This window comes from Roseobacter sp. OBYS 0001 (assembly GCF_019654895.1).
GTDB classification, from domain to species: domain Bacteria; phylum Pseudomonadota; class Alphaproteobacteria; order Rhodobacterales; family Rhodobacteraceae; genus Roseobacter; species Roseobacter litoralis.
This window is the reverse complement of record NZ_BPES01000001.1, coordinates 293,380-309,780: the sequence shown is the minus strand read 5'-3', so window position 1 is coordinate 309,780 and position 16,401 is coordinate 293,380. Positions and strand designations below refer to the sequence as shown.

Annotated in this window: 12 protein-coding genes; 8 read left to right on the top strand and 4 right to left on the bottom strand. The window is 56.2% G+C overall.

Translation table 11 applies throughout. From position 1 onward, the window contains the following. The first annotated feature begins 119 nt into the window (after nucleotides 1–119). The gene (locus K5Q35_RS01445) at nucleotides 120–2,354 is read left to right on the top strand and encodes a bifunctional diguanylate cyclase/phosphodiesterase (protein ID WP_220798169.1); all 2,235 of its coding nucleotides are present in this window, start codon (nucleotides 120–122) and stop codon (nucleotides 2,352–2,354) included. An 842-nt stretch (nucleotides 2,355–3,196) separates the two neighbouring features. Beyond that, entirely contained in the window at nucleotides 3,197–3,991 is a 795-nt protein-coding gene (locus tag K5Q35_RS01440) for a choice-of-anchor K domain-containing protein (protein ID WP_220798168.1), read from the top strand. 630 nt (nucleotides 3,992–4,621) lie between these two features. Here K5Q35_RS01440 and K5Q35_RS01435 read toward each other — a convergent pair. Both K5Q35_RS01435 and K5Q35_RS01430 read right to left on the bottom strand, forming a co-directional pair. Continuing rightward, nucleotides 4,622–5,329, bottom strand: coding sequence for a transglutaminase-like cysteine peptidase (locus tag K5Q35_RS01435; RefSeq protein WP_259650430.1), 708 nt, complete (start codon nucleotides 5,327–5,329; stop codon nucleotides 4,622–4,624). 169 nt (nucleotides 5,330–5,498) lie between these two features. After that, nucleotides 5,499–6,707: an ROK family transcriptional regulator gene (locus K5Q35_RS01430; RefSeq protein ID WP_220798167.1), complete on the bottom strand. Its 1,209-nt coding sequence runs from the start codon at nucleotides 6,705–6,707 to the stop codon at nucleotides 5,499–5,501. Nucleotides 6,708–6,856: 149 nt separating this feature from the next. Between K5Q35_RS01430 and K5Q35_RS01425 the strand changes: the two genes are divergently transcribed. The 4 genes from K5Q35_RS01425 to K5Q35_RS01410 all read left to right on the top strand — a co-directional run bounded on the left by K5Q35_RS01425 (nucleotide 6,857) and on the right by K5Q35_RS01410 (nucleotide 10,436). Continuing rightward, complete coding sequence (locus tag K5Q35_RS01425) at nucleotides 6,857–7,876, top strand: sugar ABC transporter substrate-binding protein (RefSeq protein ID WP_013961285.1); 1,020 nt, start codon at nucleotides 6,857–6,859, stop codon at nucleotides 7,874–7,876. Nucleotides 7,877–7,985: 109 nt separating this feature from the next. Then, nucleotides 7,986–9,047: an ABC transporter permease gene (locus K5Q35_RS01420; protein WP_013961284.1), complete on the top strand. Its 1,062-nt coding sequence runs from the start codon at nucleotides 7,986–7,988 to the stop codon at nucleotides 9,045–9,047. Further along, nucleotides 9,047–9,820, top strand: coding sequence for an ATP-binding cassette domain-containing protein (locus K5Q35_RS01415; RefSeq protein ID WP_013961283.1), 774 nt, complete (start codon nucleotides 9,047–9,049; stop codon nucleotides 9,818–9,820). The genes K5Q35_RS01420 and K5Q35_RS01415 overlap by 1 nt, the downstream gene beginning before the upstream one ends. Continuing rightward, on the top strand, nucleotides 9,810–10,436 hold the full coding sequence (locus tag K5Q35_RS01410; protein WP_220798166.1) for an AAA family ATPase: 627 nt from the start codon (nucleotides 9,810–9,812) through the stop codon (nucleotides 10,434–10,436). Before K5Q35_RS01415 ends, K5Q35_RS01410 begins: the two co-directional genes overlap by 11 nt. A gap of 22 nt (nucleotides 10,437–10,458) precedes the next feature. Here K5Q35_RS01410 and K5Q35_RS01405 read toward each other — a convergent pair whose 3' ends face one another. Together K5Q35_RS01405 and K5Q35_RS01400 are read right to left on the bottom strand one after the other, a co-directional pair. Beyond that, nucleotides 10,459–11,238, bottom strand: coding sequence for an inositol monophosphatase (locus K5Q35_RS01405; RefSeq protein WP_013961281.1), 780 nt, complete (start codon nucleotides 11,236–11,238; stop codon nucleotides 10,459–10,461). A 132-nt stretch (nucleotides 11,239–11,370) separates the two neighbouring features. After that, entirely contained in the window at nucleotides 11,371–11,991 is a 621-nt protein-coding gene (locus tag K5Q35_RS01400) for a TetR/AcrR family transcriptional regulator (protein WP_013961280.1), read from the bottom strand. 87 nt (nucleotides 11,992–12,078) lie between these two features. Between K5Q35_RS01400 and K5Q35_RS01395 the strand changes: the two genes are divergently transcribed. Continuing rightward, the gene (locus tag K5Q35_RS01395; RefSeq protein ID WP_220798165.1) at nucleotides 12,079–13,218 is read left to right on the top strand and encodes an efflux RND transporter periplasmic adaptor subunit; all 1,140 of its coding nucleotides are present in this window, start codon (nucleotides 12,079–12,081) and stop codon (nucleotides 13,216–13,218) included. A gap of 3 nt (nucleotides 13,219–13,221) precedes the next feature. Further along, complete coding sequence (locus tag K5Q35_RS01390; RefSeq protein ID WP_220798164.1) at nucleotides 13,222–16,347, top strand: efflux RND transporter permease subunit; 3,126 nt, start codon at nucleotides 13,222–13,224, stop codon at nucleotides 16,345–16,347. The last annotated feature ends 54 nt before the right edge of the window (nucleotides 16,348–16,401 follow it).

Sequence of the window (16,401 nt, the reverse complement as noted above, 5' to 3'; positions counted from 1 at the left end):
GCCGGAGCAGAGGGGAAACTCATGAGTTCACAGATCAGCACGACGTATATCGTATCATCCCTTGAATGGGGTCCAGTGTGGAATGCGTCCTGTGGTCTGTCGACACGAGGCCAGTGCATATGACACCTGAGAACAATGTCCCGATCCACCTTGATCCCAACCGCGCATTTCATCTTGAAAATGTATCGGCGCTACAGCGGTTCAAGATCCTCGATAGCGCCCCCGAAGCTGCCTTCGATCATATAGTTGAAATCGCCTCACGTGTGTTTTCGGTCCCTATTGTTCTTGTTTCCTTAATCGACCTGAACCGACAGTGGTTCAAGGCAAAGGTCGGATTGGATTTGTGTGAGACGAACCTTGATGTTTCGTTCTGCACGTACGCCGTGCGCCAGAACGATGTGATGGTCATCCCTGATGCAACCAAAGATATTCGGTTCGCGAATAACGAACTTGTAAAAGCGCCCGACGGCATTCGCTTTTATGCAGGCGCGCCGTTGCGCACGACGGATGGTTTCGTCGTAGGGACGTTATGTCTGGTTGATGGGGTTCCGCATCTCGATTTTGGACAGGAAGACCGCGCACTCCTTGCGAAACTGGCGGTTCTTGTTGTGGACCTGATGGAAGGCCGTGCGAGCCACCAGGCGAGTTTGGAGGCAAAAAGCAAGATGGAGGATTTCACGACCGCATCGCTGGATATTTTCTGGGAAACGGATGTCGAGCATCGATTTACCCGGTTGTCCTCCGAAACAATGCTTGGCGTGTCCGCGAGCGCCAATCCTTGGGATGCTGGGCTTGAAAGCATGGTGGGGCACAAAAGATGGGACATCCTGAACGTGGATACGACCCGCGAACCATGGCGATCTCACCTGCAACTGCTGGACGCCCGAAAGCCCTTTCGCGACTTGCGTTATGCCAAGGAATTTGACGGAAAGCTCATGCATTTTTCCGTGAGCGGCCGCCCTGTTTTCGACAAGGACGGCACGTTTCTGGGCTATCGGGGTGCAACACAGAATGTCACGGAGCAGGAGCAGTCCCGACTTGAGGCGGAGCGGTTGGCCAATTCGGACCCGCTTACAGGCCTTGCCAACCGCCGCTGTTGGAACACCGCGCTGCGCGATCGACTGAACGCGGACAAGGTGCCACCCACTGGCATTTTGCTGTTTGATGTAGACCGCTTCAAGGACATAAACGACGCGCTCGGACATGCGGTCGGTGATCGTCTGCTAATCGATATCGCAAAACGAATTGTGAACTGTTCGGTGAAAACATCGCTGGCAGCGCGTTTGGGAGGAGACGAGTTTGCGCTCTTAATCGAGGGCACGAACGAGGAAACAGTGCGCTCGGCCGATTGCATCTTGCAGGCCATGACACGGCCGTTCGAGATTGATGGGCATAACCTGCACGTTGAGCTGTCGATTGGCATAAAGCTTGTGGGCCCTCAGGAACACGAATGCGATCGGATCATGGTCGATGCGGATTTGGCGCTGCGCACGGCCAAGCTCCAAGGACGGCGTCGGCACGTCGTTTATGACCCAAGCATGCGCAAGGAAAACGACAGTCGCATAACTCTCACGGCGCAGTTTGAACGGGCATTGCAGAATAACGAGTTCGAGCTGCATTTTCAGCCTCAAATGCGGCTTTCAAACGATACTATTGTCGGCGTCGAGAGTCTGCTTCGTTGGAATCACCCTGAACGAGGGTTGCTGTATCCCAACCAGTTCCTGAATGCGCTTGAAACATCCGCTTTTGACATTCCAGCCGGTCAGCAGGTGATCGATCTTGCCTGCAAACAAGCGCGGATATGGCAGGATCTCGGCACACCGGTACGCGTCGGGATCAATGTGTCTGCCAGCCAGCTTTACGGGGATAACCTGCCCAAGGTTCTAGACGATGCGATGACCCGGCATGGAACCGCTGCCACGATGATCGAAGTGGAGGTGACCGAGCGTGTCGCCTTGGGGAACGTGGAGAAAATCACCTCTGTCCTGGAGGCCATTCGCGAATTGGGCATAACAATTGCGTTTGACGATTTTGGGACTGGATTTGCATCCCTCAGTTCTTTGATGCAATTTCCATTGGACAGGGTCAAAGTCGATCAACGGTTTATAACAGATTTGCATAAAAACCCGGCCAATACGCGATTGACAAGCGGCTTGATACGCCTTTGTCACAGCCTCGGTTTTGAAGTCATAGCTGAGGGCGTAGAAAAGCACGCACATGAGACGTTCCTGCGCAAGCAGAACTGCGATGAAGTTCAAGGCTATCTTTACAGCAAACCTGTAGACGCACGGCAAACAACAGACTTCCTGATTAAAGGTAAACGGGCGCAAGAAAAGAGGAAGCAGACAGGCTAACAGCCTACCCTGTTGATACGCATGCGCAGCAAGACATGCCGAAAAGATCACTGCGTTTGCCAAGGCCGTTCGTGCTCGCATCAGAATACACGCCTGCCCGGCTTTTGACGTCGTTTACTATTGTGGGAGGCATGCGTCAATGACGTCGCTTTTTGCCAAAAGGAATTCCGGATCAGCTTCGGTAAACACCGTCGGCGCCCGCGATCCGTGGGGCAATACTCTGAAAGGCAATGACCGGGTCTGGACGCATCAAATACCGTTTCTTGCGGTGGCTTCAGGCCCAACTTTCGCCAGTATACACCGCGTAGTTATGTATGGGCTCGTTTGCGCAACAGCCTACATCTCATCAACTCTGCACATTTGTCCGGTAAGGGCTGCGGATCAGTGTTCTCAGCGTGCGGTTCATGTAAATACTGCGATCAATTTATTCGCAGCCGCGCGCCGAACCCACCCGCATCACTGCCGTGTGTCTCCTCTTTGTTGCGGTACATGATACCAAGATAGCAGCATCAAACACGACAGGCCCGATGGGGCCAGTCAGGACGATGCCTTGACCCTAACCTTTAGAGCCGTGCCAACTGATCGCAGCCCGATAGGCTAAGCGCGCTCGAGGAACCGCACCGCAACAAATGATGTGTAGATCATTGATTCAAGGTCAGCGACTCACTGAAAGTTGACGTTTGTTTCCGTTTTGAAAACAATTGGTAAATTTTTCATTAGTTAACGCCCTTTAAACGAACAATTAATCAAAATGCTTCAAAATCGTCGAAATTAGGAGGGTTGTGGTGTTATGAAAGGGGGGCTAAGTGAGTCGAGTTGTAAATAGTTTAAAAGAGTTAAATATGGTACGTTATGTAATGTTTGCCGCTTGTGCAGCGGCTCTATGCGCGACGTCGTCCGTCGCAAGCACAATTTCCGGAGACTTCAGCGGTACGATATCGGACCCACGCGGGACCCATACGACACCGATAAGAGTAGAGGGTCAGAACACTGACACCTTGTATTGGGGCACTCCAAACAGCACCGCGAAAAAAGTAAATAAGTCAGATTCCAGTGTGCTGTCTGTGCATGGGCAATCATTCGACCATAAGGTTTCTGAGTCAGGCGAAATCCTGCTGGGATCGATTTCATGGGTAAACCATTCCAATTGGTTCGCTGGACGGAGATGGAGCAGCGTGTTGTCACTGGACTTGGACTTCGACACAATCGGTGGCGGTGAATCTCGCTCCGTGCAGGTTGGTTTCAACACATACAATTCTATCGACGGTTCGGTAAATACCAGCAAGAACGAAAGAACCGGCAACAGCCCTGATGAGATCAGCGGCTTTTATATAGATACGTCAAATCTCAATCTTCCCATTGCGCTGGATGGCGGGATTAAGGTCATGGACATATTTTTCCGTCTGGACGATGCAGGCACGCCCGGCACCCAAACGGGTTTCCTCCACAATGGACAGGCATCTGGCAGCACCTACGATCAGTCCACAGGTTTGTGGGTAAACCGTGAAGGTGGCAGTTCGACGATAGGCGTTTACGCCTCTGTTGCAGCCGTTCCGTTGCCTGCAGGGCTATGGCTGATGTTGTCGGGTTTTGGCAGCTTTTTGCTGGCACGGCGCTTCAAACAAAAAACCGCATAAAACGCGAGGCGGTTGCTCATGTAACTGTCCGAAACCAAGCGTTTTCACCGTGAGAACGCAGACACATTCAGATCGCCCACACACACTTGATGGGGCATGGTTCCAACTGACGCATCGTCAATACCACGCCCCCCACCCACAAATACGACCCGAAAGGTAATTAAAATGAGAATCTCTGTTTACTCAAAAGCCGCCGTTTTGTCCTCAGCCCTCCTGCTTGCCTCTATGGCTTCGGCAAGCGCAGAGCAGACCAACAGATGGGATATGTGCAACTGGGAGAAAATTCCTGCAAATGTAGTCCAACGGATTACCAATCGCGCAGACTATGATGACATTTTGCGGCGCATGTTTGAGTCCTGCCCTGACAGCGCATTGTCGCTCACAGATCGGCCAACCGCTACGATCTCAACCAGCCCAGGCACGCCCGGAGATCGTGGAGATTCTTCCGATGGTCAAAACGGTGGACAGACCGGAAACCCGGGTAATGGTCCGAGTGGTGGTGACGGCAGCGGACTTCCTGGGTAACTCAGATTTACGCCGGCGCGCTTATCGCTGGAAATAAAAAGGGGCACACAAATACAAACATTTGTGTGCCCCTTTTTTTGCATCACGGAACGTGAACTCTTACCTTTAACGAGAGGCGGTCGGCCGGTCCGAAATAACGCCGCCCGCGAGAACTGCATCCCAGCGGCTTAGCGACTTGGGGTTCTGGAGTTTCAGAAACGTATAGCCGGTTTCTTTCCAAGGCTTGACCTTATTGGTCAGATTATCGAGCACCAGATCACCGCTCTTTGTTCGCAATACCAAAACTGCATGGCTGTTCAACTTACGGTCAAGAACGGTCGCGATCAAAAGCAATTTGGATGGAACGCCTCGTTCGACCAGCATTTTCTTTTTCAGTAGCACCAGATCTTCGCAATCTCCGCCACGATATGAAGGCAATGCCCAATACTCTTCCTTGCCGTATTGGCGCAGGTCTTCGATCTCTCGAACCTCCTTGTTTACGGCTCGATTTACAGATTTTGCGAGCTCCAACTGCTTGGATGTGAGTGTAGAGCCCGTTCCTGACGTAGAACAAACCCAATCATACCTCGCGCACAATCCGTTAAACCCGGACGGCGCTTTCACCGGCTTCTGAGCAACGAGAAACGCGCTGCCTCCATTCCCAGCCGCAGCGACCGGTATAGTGCTCAGTGCGAGCGCAACCCCAACTGCTAAACCCAGCAACAACCCTTTCGCGTTATCTCGTCCTAGGGCAACACTGCGCGCCATCGATCGGTTCTCGGTCGCGCCGAGGCGTTCAATCGTTTTTGCTGATCGGTTCTGCTGAAACGGCACAAAAGTTCCCCTTACCAGTGATCTTAACGTTTATTAATATGCTAGTCTAATCGGGTGGGAAAGTGTTAAGAATGTGCCCAATCTGCGGATGAATTGTTAAAATACGCAATGAATTGCCTGCTTTCTCACGTTCAGTACCGCGATAGGTTAACCGTGACGTGCGACACAATCAAAAGTGGCCGTTCGACACCATGGGTTTTGAAACCAGAAAATACTGAGAGAACACTGGGACGCATGCAGCACCGATGCCGCGCGCCTCGCTACCGACCTGCCCCGCAAGTATGTTCGGAAGAATAAGACCTCGGCTATCTTCTTTGCCGACATAGGCCGCGACAGCCTCAACCAACGCGCTGCGCACCCAGTCCGGAAAATAACCGTCGATCAACACAGATTCAAAATCGATAACCGAACAGGCTGAAATGCAGGCCTGCGCGATGCCATGTGCGGTCTCATCTATCCAGGGAGCGACGTGCGCGCTGAATTTATCCCAGTCCTGAGGCTGCGACCAGAGCTGTTTAGGATCGTGGCCCGTTTGTGTCAGGCGTGTTTCAAGGACATGAAGGGAGGCCACATCCAGCAGCTGCCGCGTCTGCCCGGCCTTATTACCAACCCGAAGTGGCCCAAACGCCCCCGCATTTCCCAGCTTGCCTTCATAGACCGAATTTCCAAGCACGATGCCACCACCGATGAAAGTCGACACGAAAAAGTAGGCGAAATTGTCCATGGCCTTGCCACGACCATAGATTTGTTCGGCCCAGCAAGCGCTGGTCGCGTCATTCACCATGTAAAGCGGCAAATCGGTGAATTGCGCCACTTCGCTTTCAAAAGATACGTCTTTCCACGACAGAAACTCCTCGGGCGTATTGCCGTCCGAAGCGCCCCATTTCCAGATTTCAAACGGGGCGGCGATCCCAATACCACAGAGTTTGCCGGCAAGTTCCGGGCCGATGTGTTCCACCCCATCAAAAAATGCATCCCGGAAGAACGCGAACACCTCATGCGGCAAGGCCAGATCATACTGGATGTGTTTTCTGAACAAGATCTGCCCGTTCAGGTCGGTCAGCAACACATCACTGCCGCGTCGACCCAATTTACATCCAACTGAAATTGCACCCTTTGGATTCAACGCCATCGGAACAGATGGTTTACCCACGCGCCCCTTGGAGGGACGTCCCTTGGTGACCAAACCGTCACCCTCAAGTTTGCGCAGAATAACGGAGACTGTTTGCGCCGAGAGCTTTGTCTTTCGGGCAATCTCGCTGCCTGGCAAATCCCCGTGGCGATGCAATACCGACAGTATCAATCGCTCGTTGTAATCGCGCAGCCCCTTTTGATTGGCCCCGTGATTCAACGCCCTGATGACAGGTGACTGGGTCATCCCGCTCCCTCGCATTACCCGAAGTAAGCTGCAGGAGTGGAGTTAATAAATCAAGTTTACTTATTAATTGACACGCGCTGCGAATTAGAGCACCGTCCGGCGTCAAGCACGTCACACAACGTGTTCACACAATGGTTTGGGAGGATCACATGAAAAGATTTATTGCTGGCACCGCACTCGCTCTGATTGCATCTGCAAGTACTGCCGCCGCGGACGGACATTCGGTTTCCGCCTGCCTGATTACCAAAACAGATACGAACCCTTTCTTCGTTAAAATGCGCGAAGGTGCCGCCGCCAAGGCGGAAGAACTGGGGATCACGCTGAATTCTTATGCCGGTAAAGTGGATGGCGACCATGAAACGCAGGTCGCAGCCATCGAAACCTGCATTGCCAACGGCGCGAACGGTATCCTGCTCACAGCGTCCGATACATCCTCGATTGTCCCTGCGGTACAGCAGGCGCGGGATGCGGGCTTGCTGGTTATCGCACTGGACACACCACTCGAGCCAATCGATTCTGCGGATATGACATTCGCCACGGATAACTTTCTCGCGGGTGAGTTGATCGGCAAATGGGCGGCTGCGTCCCTCGGTGATGCCGCTGCAACGGCGAAAATCGGCATGCTGGACCTGGCTGTGAGCCAACCATCCGTAGGTGTTCTGCGCGATCAGGGCTTCATGACCGGTTTCGGAATCGACGTCAAAGACCCGAACCGCTGGGGCGATGAAGAAGACCCACGGATCGTTGGCCATGATGTGACGGCCGGGAACGAAGAAGGCGGACGTCGCGCCATGGAAAATCTGCTCGCCAAGGACCCGATGATCAACGTGGTTTACACGATCAATGAACCTGCGGCAGCGGGGGCCTATGAAGCCTTGAAATCAATTGGCCGGGAAAATGACGTCCTGATCGTCTCCGTCGATGGTGGCTGCCCCGGCGTGCAGAACGTGGCGGACGGGGTGATCGGTGCAACGTCTCAGCAATATCCGCTGCTGATGGCTTCAAAAGGCATCGAAGCGATTGCCAACTGGGCCAAGGATGGCAGCAAGCCAGAGGCGACAGAAGGCAAAGGGTTCTTTGACACCGGCGTCGCACTTGTCACGGACCAGCCTGTAGATGGTGTGGAGAGCATCGATACCAAAGAAGGCATGGACCTTTGCTGGGGTTGATCCTGCAGCCGCAATAATCTCAATTCACGTTAGAGGGGGGCGCGTTTTAACCCGCCCCCCTTGGTTGTTTTAAACCAGATGTCACGGCATCTCAAAAGGAGAGCCAACAATGTCCGGACCCGACAATTACGAAGCCGCCAGCGCAGATGCTGCGAATGAGATTGCCTCGTTCGATACGGGCAGCAAGGGCTTTGTCAGCCGTTTTCATCATGCGCTGCACACGACCCCTGCCCTCGTGCCCCTGATTGTCTTGCTTGCGTCAATTGCCATCTTTGGCGTTCTGCTGGGCACAAAGTTCTTTTCCCCCTTCGCGCTGACACTGATCCTGCAACAGGTCCAGATCGTCGGGATCGTTGCCGCCGCGCAAAGCCTCGTGATCCTGACCGCCGGTATTGACCTGAGCGTCGGGGCCATCGCGGTGATTTCATCCGTGGTCATGGGACAATTCAGTTTTCGCTATGGACTGCCCGTCGAAGTCGCGATTGTGTGCGGTCTGGCCTTTGGCACGATGATTGGTGCTGTGAATGGCTGGCTGATTGCCGTTATGAAACTGCCCCCCTTCATTGTGACGCTGGGTATGTGGCAAATCGTGCTGGCGGCCAACTTCCTTTATTCCGCAAATGAAACGATCCGAAGTCAGGACATCGCGGAACAAGCCCCTTTGCTGCAATTGATGGGCACGAAATTCAACATTGGCGGTGCCATCTTTACCTTCGGGGTTGTGTTTATGCTCCTCCTCGTTCTCGTGCTGGCCTATGTTTTGAAACACACCGCCTGGGGCCGCCACGTCTATGCGGTGGGCGATGATCCCGAAGCCGCCGCCCTGTCTGGTGTGAACGTCAAGAAGACGCTGATTTCAGTCTATGCGCTGGCCGGTTTGATCTGTGCCTTTGCCGGATGGGCGCTGATCGGGCGGATCGGCTCGGTCTCGCCCACATCGGGACAGCTTTTGAACATCGAAAGCATCACCGCCGTGGTGATCGGGGGTATTTCACTCTTTGGCGGGCGTGGGTCGATCCTCGGCACGTTCTTTGGGGCGCTGATTGTTGGGGTGTTCACCCTTGGGTTACGTTTGCTCGGCGCCGATGCGCAATGGACGTTCCTGCTGATTGGCGCGCTGATTATCGCCGCTGTTGCGGTAGACCAATGGATCAGAAAGGTGGCCGCGTAATGGAACCGATTTTAAAGGGCCGCGGGCTGGTCAAACGCTACGGCAAGGTCACAGCCCTTGATCACTGCGATTTTGACCTGATGCCGGGCGAGATATTGGCCGTCATCGGGGACAATGGCGCGGGCAAAAGCACGTTGATCAAAGCGGTCTCAGGTGCCGTAACACCGGATGAAGGCGTCGTGGAACTGGAAGGCGCGCAGGTCCGGTTCAACTCGCCCATCGACGCACGCAATGCAGGGATTGAGACGGTATATCAAACACTTGCCATGTCACCTGCCCTGTCGATCGCCGATAATATGTTCATGGGACGCGAGCTGCGCAAACCGGGATTTCGCGGCAGCGTGCTACGCCAGCTTGACCGCAAAAAGATGGAAGAGATCGCGCGCGAAAAGCTGACCGAACTGGGGTTGATGACGATCCAGAACATCAATCAGGCGGTCGAGACGCTCTCGGGTGGACAACGTCAGGGTGTGGCGGTTGCACGCGCTGCGGCGTTCGGTTCCAAGGTCATCATTCTGGACGAGCCGACCGCCGCCCTTGGCGTCAAGGAAAGCCGCCGCGTGCTGGAGCTTATTCAGGACGTCAAAAGCCGGGGCATCCCGATCATCCTGATCAGTCACAACATGCCGCATGTCTTTGAGGTGGCAGACCGCATTCACGTGCACCGTCTGGGCAAACGCCTCTGTGTTGTTGACCCCAAAGATCACTCCATGTCGGATGCCGTGGCCTATATGACCGGGGCCACCGTGCCGGACGGAGCCCATGCAGCTTGACTGGGATGTAGAGGCGCTCGCCACGCGGATCACGGCGCTGCCCTTTCGCAACAAAAGGCGGCTGATTGCTTTAGCGGGTCCGCCTGCAAGTGGGAAATCAACGCTGGCGCATGCATTGGCAGATCACCTGCCCAACAGCTGCGCGCTGCCGATGGACGGGTTTCATCTCGACAATAGAATACTGCGGGAACGCGGGTTGATCGCGCGCAAAGGCGCGCCCGAGACCTTTGATGTTGCAGGACTGCAGCACTTGTTGCAGCGCTTACAAAACGAAGACGACGTCGTTTACCCACTCTTCGACCGCCATCTTGATTGCGCCGTGGCAGGCGCTGGCATCGCTGAGGTCAGCGCGACCACCGTCATTGTCGAAGGCAACTACCTGCTTCTGGACGCCCCCTATTGGCGCGATTTACGCGCCCTATGGGATTTCGCCGTCTATGTGTCCGTCTCACCCGATGCTTTGCGCAACCGCCTTCTAACCCGTTGGCACGATCATGGGTTTTCACGTGAGGATGCGCAGGCAAAGGTCGAACAAAACGATATGCCGAACGCTGAAACCACACGTAACGCGTTACTGGCCCCTGATTGCATTATACACGAGAAACCGGCCCCTTAGACCGTGCCCCATGCACGACGGGCTATTTGTACGTGGTGTCGGCAATTTTCAACAGGTCATCGAAGACAGCATTCCCACCAGCGATCACGCGGCCACCCTGTGCAATCATCTGGTTAGCACTTTGATCTTCGATCTGCCCACCGGCTTCGGCAATCAACAACTGGCCGGCCAAACAATCCCATGCGTTCATGTGCTCTTCGATGTAGCCAAGCAACCGACCCGACGCCACATAGGCAAGCGACAGCGCGCCGGACGCATTGCGGTGAAAAACGCCACCCTTTTCCAGAATGGCAAGCACCACATCGGCAGAGGCCTGCGCGGAAATCCGGCTTGAATAGCCGGTGCCAACGGTCCCACGGGTAATCGGCGCGTCGCTCGCACAGGCCATAGGCGCACCATTCAGAGTGGCCCCCGCGCCGCGATTGGCCACAAACATCTCGTTATGCACCGGATCAAAAATCACACCGATCTGCGTTTTGTCTTCGAACACGACAGCCAAGACGACTGTCCAGGCGGGAATGCCGGAGATGAAATTTGTGGTCCCGTCAATCGGGTCAATGACCCATGTATAGCCCGTCGATGATGGTTTTGGCGCGTCTTCTTCGCCGACAATGCCGTCGTCCGGGAAAGCGGCAATAATCATGTTGCGGATGTGCGTTTCGACCGCCTTGTCAGCCTCGGACACAAAATCCTGCGGGCCTTTGTCTTCGATGACGAGGGACCCGAGACGCCGATAATACTCCAGCGCCAGTTCGCCCCCGATCCGCGCAATTTCAACGGCTGCCTGACTTCGGTTGTTCACGGTCACTCTCCTTAAATTCGTTTGGCGCGACACTTACAGTGAATAAGCCTGCAGTCCACCGTTTATCCGCTGAAATCAAAGAGGTTTTACCACTCGGCGGGGTCTTGCCGATCCGCACTGCATGTACCGATGTCACCCCATCGTCGAGGTCACGACACGCCGGGCGATATCCTCAAGGAGAGGCTCCAGATCCACAGTCACTCTTTTTTCGGTCAGCTTGCCGTCAATTGTTAAAAAAGATAGGCCATGCACGAAGCTCCACAACAGAAAGGCCTGATGCTCGTCCTGCGGGGACACCTCGTCCGCCCCACGGCACCGCGCCACTTCTTTTTTGACGACCAAAAACGTGTCATCACCCATCTCGACGAGATCACTGTGATCCCCGTGGTCTTCGGACAGGCCAAACATCAGGCGAAAAACACCCGGTTCGGCCACAGCGAAATTGACATAGACCCGGCCCATACCAACGATGCGTCCCAAAGTGCCGGGCTCGTATTTCTGCAATTCAGCGAGAAGCTGTTCGCGCTGGCGCACCATTCCTTCCATGGCGACCGCGCGCAGCATACCGCTTTTATCAGCGAAATGCTTGTAGGGAGCCGCCGTGGACACACCGGCACGACGACACGCCTCGGACACCGAAAAATGATCCGGTCCTTTTTCCTCGACAAGGGCGCGTGTGGCTTCAATCAGCTGAGACCTGAGATCCCCGTGATGATAACTATCTCGTTTTCCGGCATTTTTACTCTGTTCCATGATCCATTCTTTTTCAGAATACGTAACCCTTGTCAAAGTAAGAGACTCTAACATATGTTAGAGGTGCTAACTTAGGTGAGATTTCATATGGCCCGTACAACAAAACAAACGTGGACGATGAAGGTGCTGAGTATAATGGCGCGCATGATCCTGACCGTCAGTGTCATTGGTATTGCAGGCATTGCCGTCGTTATGGGCGTCGGCCTGTTGAGCGACCGAGCGGGCGCTGTGCCGGAACCGGACGCCGCGCTCCCCCTGCCCGTTCAGGTTCAAACAATCGACATGAAACAGGGCTATACCACGCCACGCCGCTTTACGGGGCAGATCGAAGCGCGCGCAGATGTGTCCCTGTCCTTTGAGCTTGGCGGACGCATCGTCAGCCTGTCGGTCGATGAGGGCGACAGTATCGCAGCGGGGCAGGAAATTGCCCGCCTTGATACGGATCTGCTTGATGCTGAGGCGACGCGGCTCAGCGCGTCCCGTGGGGCGGTTGCCGCGCAATTGAGTTCGGCAGAGGCCCGTTTGACACGCGCCATTGAACTGCAAAGACAGGGTTTCACCAGTCAGGCCGGGCTCGATGATGCATTGGCCGCGCGCGATGAGTTGACCAGCCGCATCGCCGAGATTGATGCCGCACTGAAATCGGTGCAGATCAATCTTGAGAAATCAGTGATCTATGCGCCCTTCGATGGGCAGGTCGGGGCACAAAACGTTGACGCTGCCGAGACGATTCAGGCCGGTCAACCTATTGTTCGATTGATGGAAACCTCCGCCCCCGAACTGCGGGTCGGCCTGCCGCTCGACATCGCCGCGGATGAGCTCAACTCAGTGGAAGTATCCTTTGGAGAGCAGATTCTGCCCGCATATTTATCGCGTATCCGGCCTGACATTGATCCTGTAACGAGGACACGCACCGCGTTGTTTGCGCTGGAGGGGCCGGGCAATATGCTGTTCGGGCAAAGCGCGTCGCTGGTTTTGCGATCAGAGATCTCGGCGCAAGGCGCATGGGTGCCTGTCGATGCGCTGCAATCCGGTGAAGGCAGCGTCTGGACACTGATGCTGGTGGTCGAGGACAAGCTGGCACCGGCTGCCGTGGAAATCCTTCATATTGAAGACCAGCGCGCCTTTGTGCGCGGCACATTCGAGCAGGGCAGCGTTTTCGTAACCACAGGCGCGCACCGCGTGGTGCCCGGCCAGACCGTCAGCATTCTGGCGCAGGAGGGTTAACGCGTGGAAACGCTGACCTTTCGCCACCCCCGGCTTGTCGCACTGATCATTCTAGTCCTCGTCTCGGCTGGATTGTCTTCGTTCCTGTCGCTGGGCCGTCAGGAAGACCCGACCATCACCAACCTCTTTGCGACGATCACGACCCCCTTTCCCGGCGCCGACCCCGCGCGCGTTGAAACATTGGTCACGGCGGAAATCGAAGAAGAGCTACGTGAGATTGCCGAAGTGGACGTGATCGAATCCGTGTCACGATCCGGTGTTTCGGTTGTCTCTGTTGAGTTGTTGCAAACGCTTGATGAGGCCACGATCGAACAGGTCTGGTCCGAGGCGCGGGATGCGGTTGAGGACGCCCGCCGCACCTTTCCCGCCGGTGTCGAAGCCTCAGAATTCAACGCCGAAGGCATCTCCGCCTATTCCGCCGTTGTCGCAGTTACGTCGGATCATGATGGCGTGCCCGCCTCGATCCTGCACGATCATGCAGAGGCGCTCGCGGACCGGCTGCGCACGATCCCCTCGACGCGCGCCGTCGATCTATTTGGCGAACCGGAGGACGAAATCCGCGTTGAGGTTGACCCCCAGCAGGCCGTTGCACTGGGTCTGACCGCATCGGATATCTCAGCACGTATCGCCGCCGCCGATGGCAAGGTGCAGGCGGGGCGGTTGCAGAACAGGGACGTTGATCTGACCATCAACATTTCGGGCGAGATCGAAACGCTGGACCGGCTCGGCTCCGTCGTTCTGCGCGAAAACGAGGGTGGTGCCAGTGTGGTGCTCTCCGATATCGCGCTGATCAAACGCACCGTGGCCGACCCGCCGGAAGAACTCGCGCTGGCCTTGGGGCGACCGGCGGTGCTGGTGGGCGTTTTGGCGCAGGATGGCGTGCAGATTGACCGCTGGATGTCTTTCGTGCGCAAAGAATTGCAAAGCGGTCAAAACGCCCTGCCCCATGGCATCACCGAAACACTGATGTTTGACCAAAGCACCTATACCGCGGATCGGCTGGCCGAGGTCGGCATGAATATGGCCATCGGCGTCTCCCTCGTTGTGGCCGTGTTGTTTGTGACGCTGGGTGTGCGGGCGGCGGCAATTGTGGCCGTGGTCTTGCCCGTTGTCTCTCTGGCGACGCTGGCCAGCATGAACTTTCTCGGCCTGCCGATCCACCAGATGTCCGTCACCGGGTTGATCGTGGCACTTGGTCTTTTGGTGGACGCCGCAATCGTGATGGTCGACGAAGTGCGCCAGCGCCTCGCCCGCGGGATGGAACGCATAGATGCGGTCGGTGACGCCACGCGCCGGTTGGCGGCACCGCTGCTGGCATCGACCGTCACGACCGCGCTGTCCTTCACGCCGATGATCCTGCTGCCGGGTCCTGCGGGTGATTTCGTCGGCGCCATCGCGATTGCCGTGGTGTTGATGTTGATCTGGTCGCTGTTCGTCGCCGTGACCGTCACGCCCGCCCTCGCCGGACGTTTCATGAAACGTGGGACAGGCAGCGGCCTGTCCATCCCCGTGCTGGGCCGCGCGTTTCAAAAGACCATTCAATGGTCCGTCACCCACCCGATAAAATCCATTGCGCTGGCCCTGGTCCTGCCAGCCATGGGCTTCGGCGCTTTCCCGACGCTGACCGCGCAATTCTTTCCCGGCGTTCAGAGGGATCAGTTTTACATCGAAGTGGAAATGCCCCCCGGCACGGCCATCTCTGAAACAGCCAAAGTGGCCGGGGCGATTGACGCGCGTCTTGCGGCGGAACAAGACATCGATCGCGTCTACTGGTCGATCGGAAAATCCGGCCCGGCATTTTACTATAACATCACCAGTGGCCGCTCATCAGAGCCCGGATATGCGCAGGCCATGGTCAAAACCACAGACGCCTACGCCGCTGAACGGTTGGTGCCAGCGTTGCAACAGGCCCTGAACCGCGCACACCCCAAGGCGCGCATCATTGTGCGCGATCTGGTTCAAGGCCCCCCCGTTGCCGCCCCGGTTGAAATCCGGCTGGTCGGCCCGGATCTTGATGTGTTGCGCGCTTTGGGCGATCAGGCCCGCGCTCTGATGGTGGATCTGCCCCTTGTGACACAGGTCCGCTCCGGCGTGACGGGCGGTGCGCCGCAACTGCGCTTTGAGATTGATGAGACCGCTGCGCGGCTGCTGGGGCTGAATATCACCGATATTGCAGCACAACTTCAGGCCGCTTTGGTTGGTGTGACGGGCGGAAGCATGGTCGAAGGCACCGACCAAATGCCGATCCGCGTCCGTCTCACTGACTCGGTGCAGGGCGAAATATCCGCCATGGCGGACCTGCCGATCCTGATGCCGAATGCGGCTGAGCTTTCCGCGCAGGGGCTGTATCCGGCGGTGCCGCTGTCAGAACTGGCCCGCCCTGTCGTTGAGGCGGCAGAAAGCGTCATAACCCGGCGCAACGGGGAACGCGTCAACACCGTGCAAGCCTATATCGTGCCCGGCGTCTTGCCCGAAGAGGCGCTGCAATCCGTGCTCGCCTCGCTTGAGGCTGCGGGGTTCGAAACCCCCGCCGGCTACCGCATCGAACTGGGCGGCGATTCCGATGCGCGGTCAGATACGATCGGCAACTTGCTCGCCTCTGTCGGGCTGATTGTGACGCTGACCATTGCCACGATTGCGCTGACGTTCAATTCGTTCCGCCTGACCGCAGTGGCCCTGATCGTGTGCGTCTTGTCTGCCGGGTTGTCGATGCTGGCCCTTGCCGTGATGCAATTTCCCTTTGGCATCAATGCGATCATCGGCGTGATCGGATCTATTGGTGTGTCGATCAATGCCGCGATCATTATTCTCACGGGCCTTAAGGGAAATGCACGCGCCGCGATGGGCGATACCGACGCCATGGCGCAGGTCGTCACCGGGTCCAGTCGGCACATCATCTCGACGACCATCACGACCTTTGGCGGGTTTTTACCGCTGATCCTTGCGGGCGGCGGGTTCTGGCCACCTTTTGCCGTGGCGATTGCAGGGGGCGTATTGCTGTCAGCCGTTGTTTCGTTCTACTTCGTGCCACCGATGTTTGCCTTGATCTACGCACCCCGCCGAAAAACGCAGGACGCCAGCCGCAACAGCGCGCCAACAGGTGCATCAATGAGGGTTGCAGCCGAGTAACCCTGAGGGCGCCCTGCCGCCTCAGGCAGAAAACAGGCGTCACCAATGCGATCA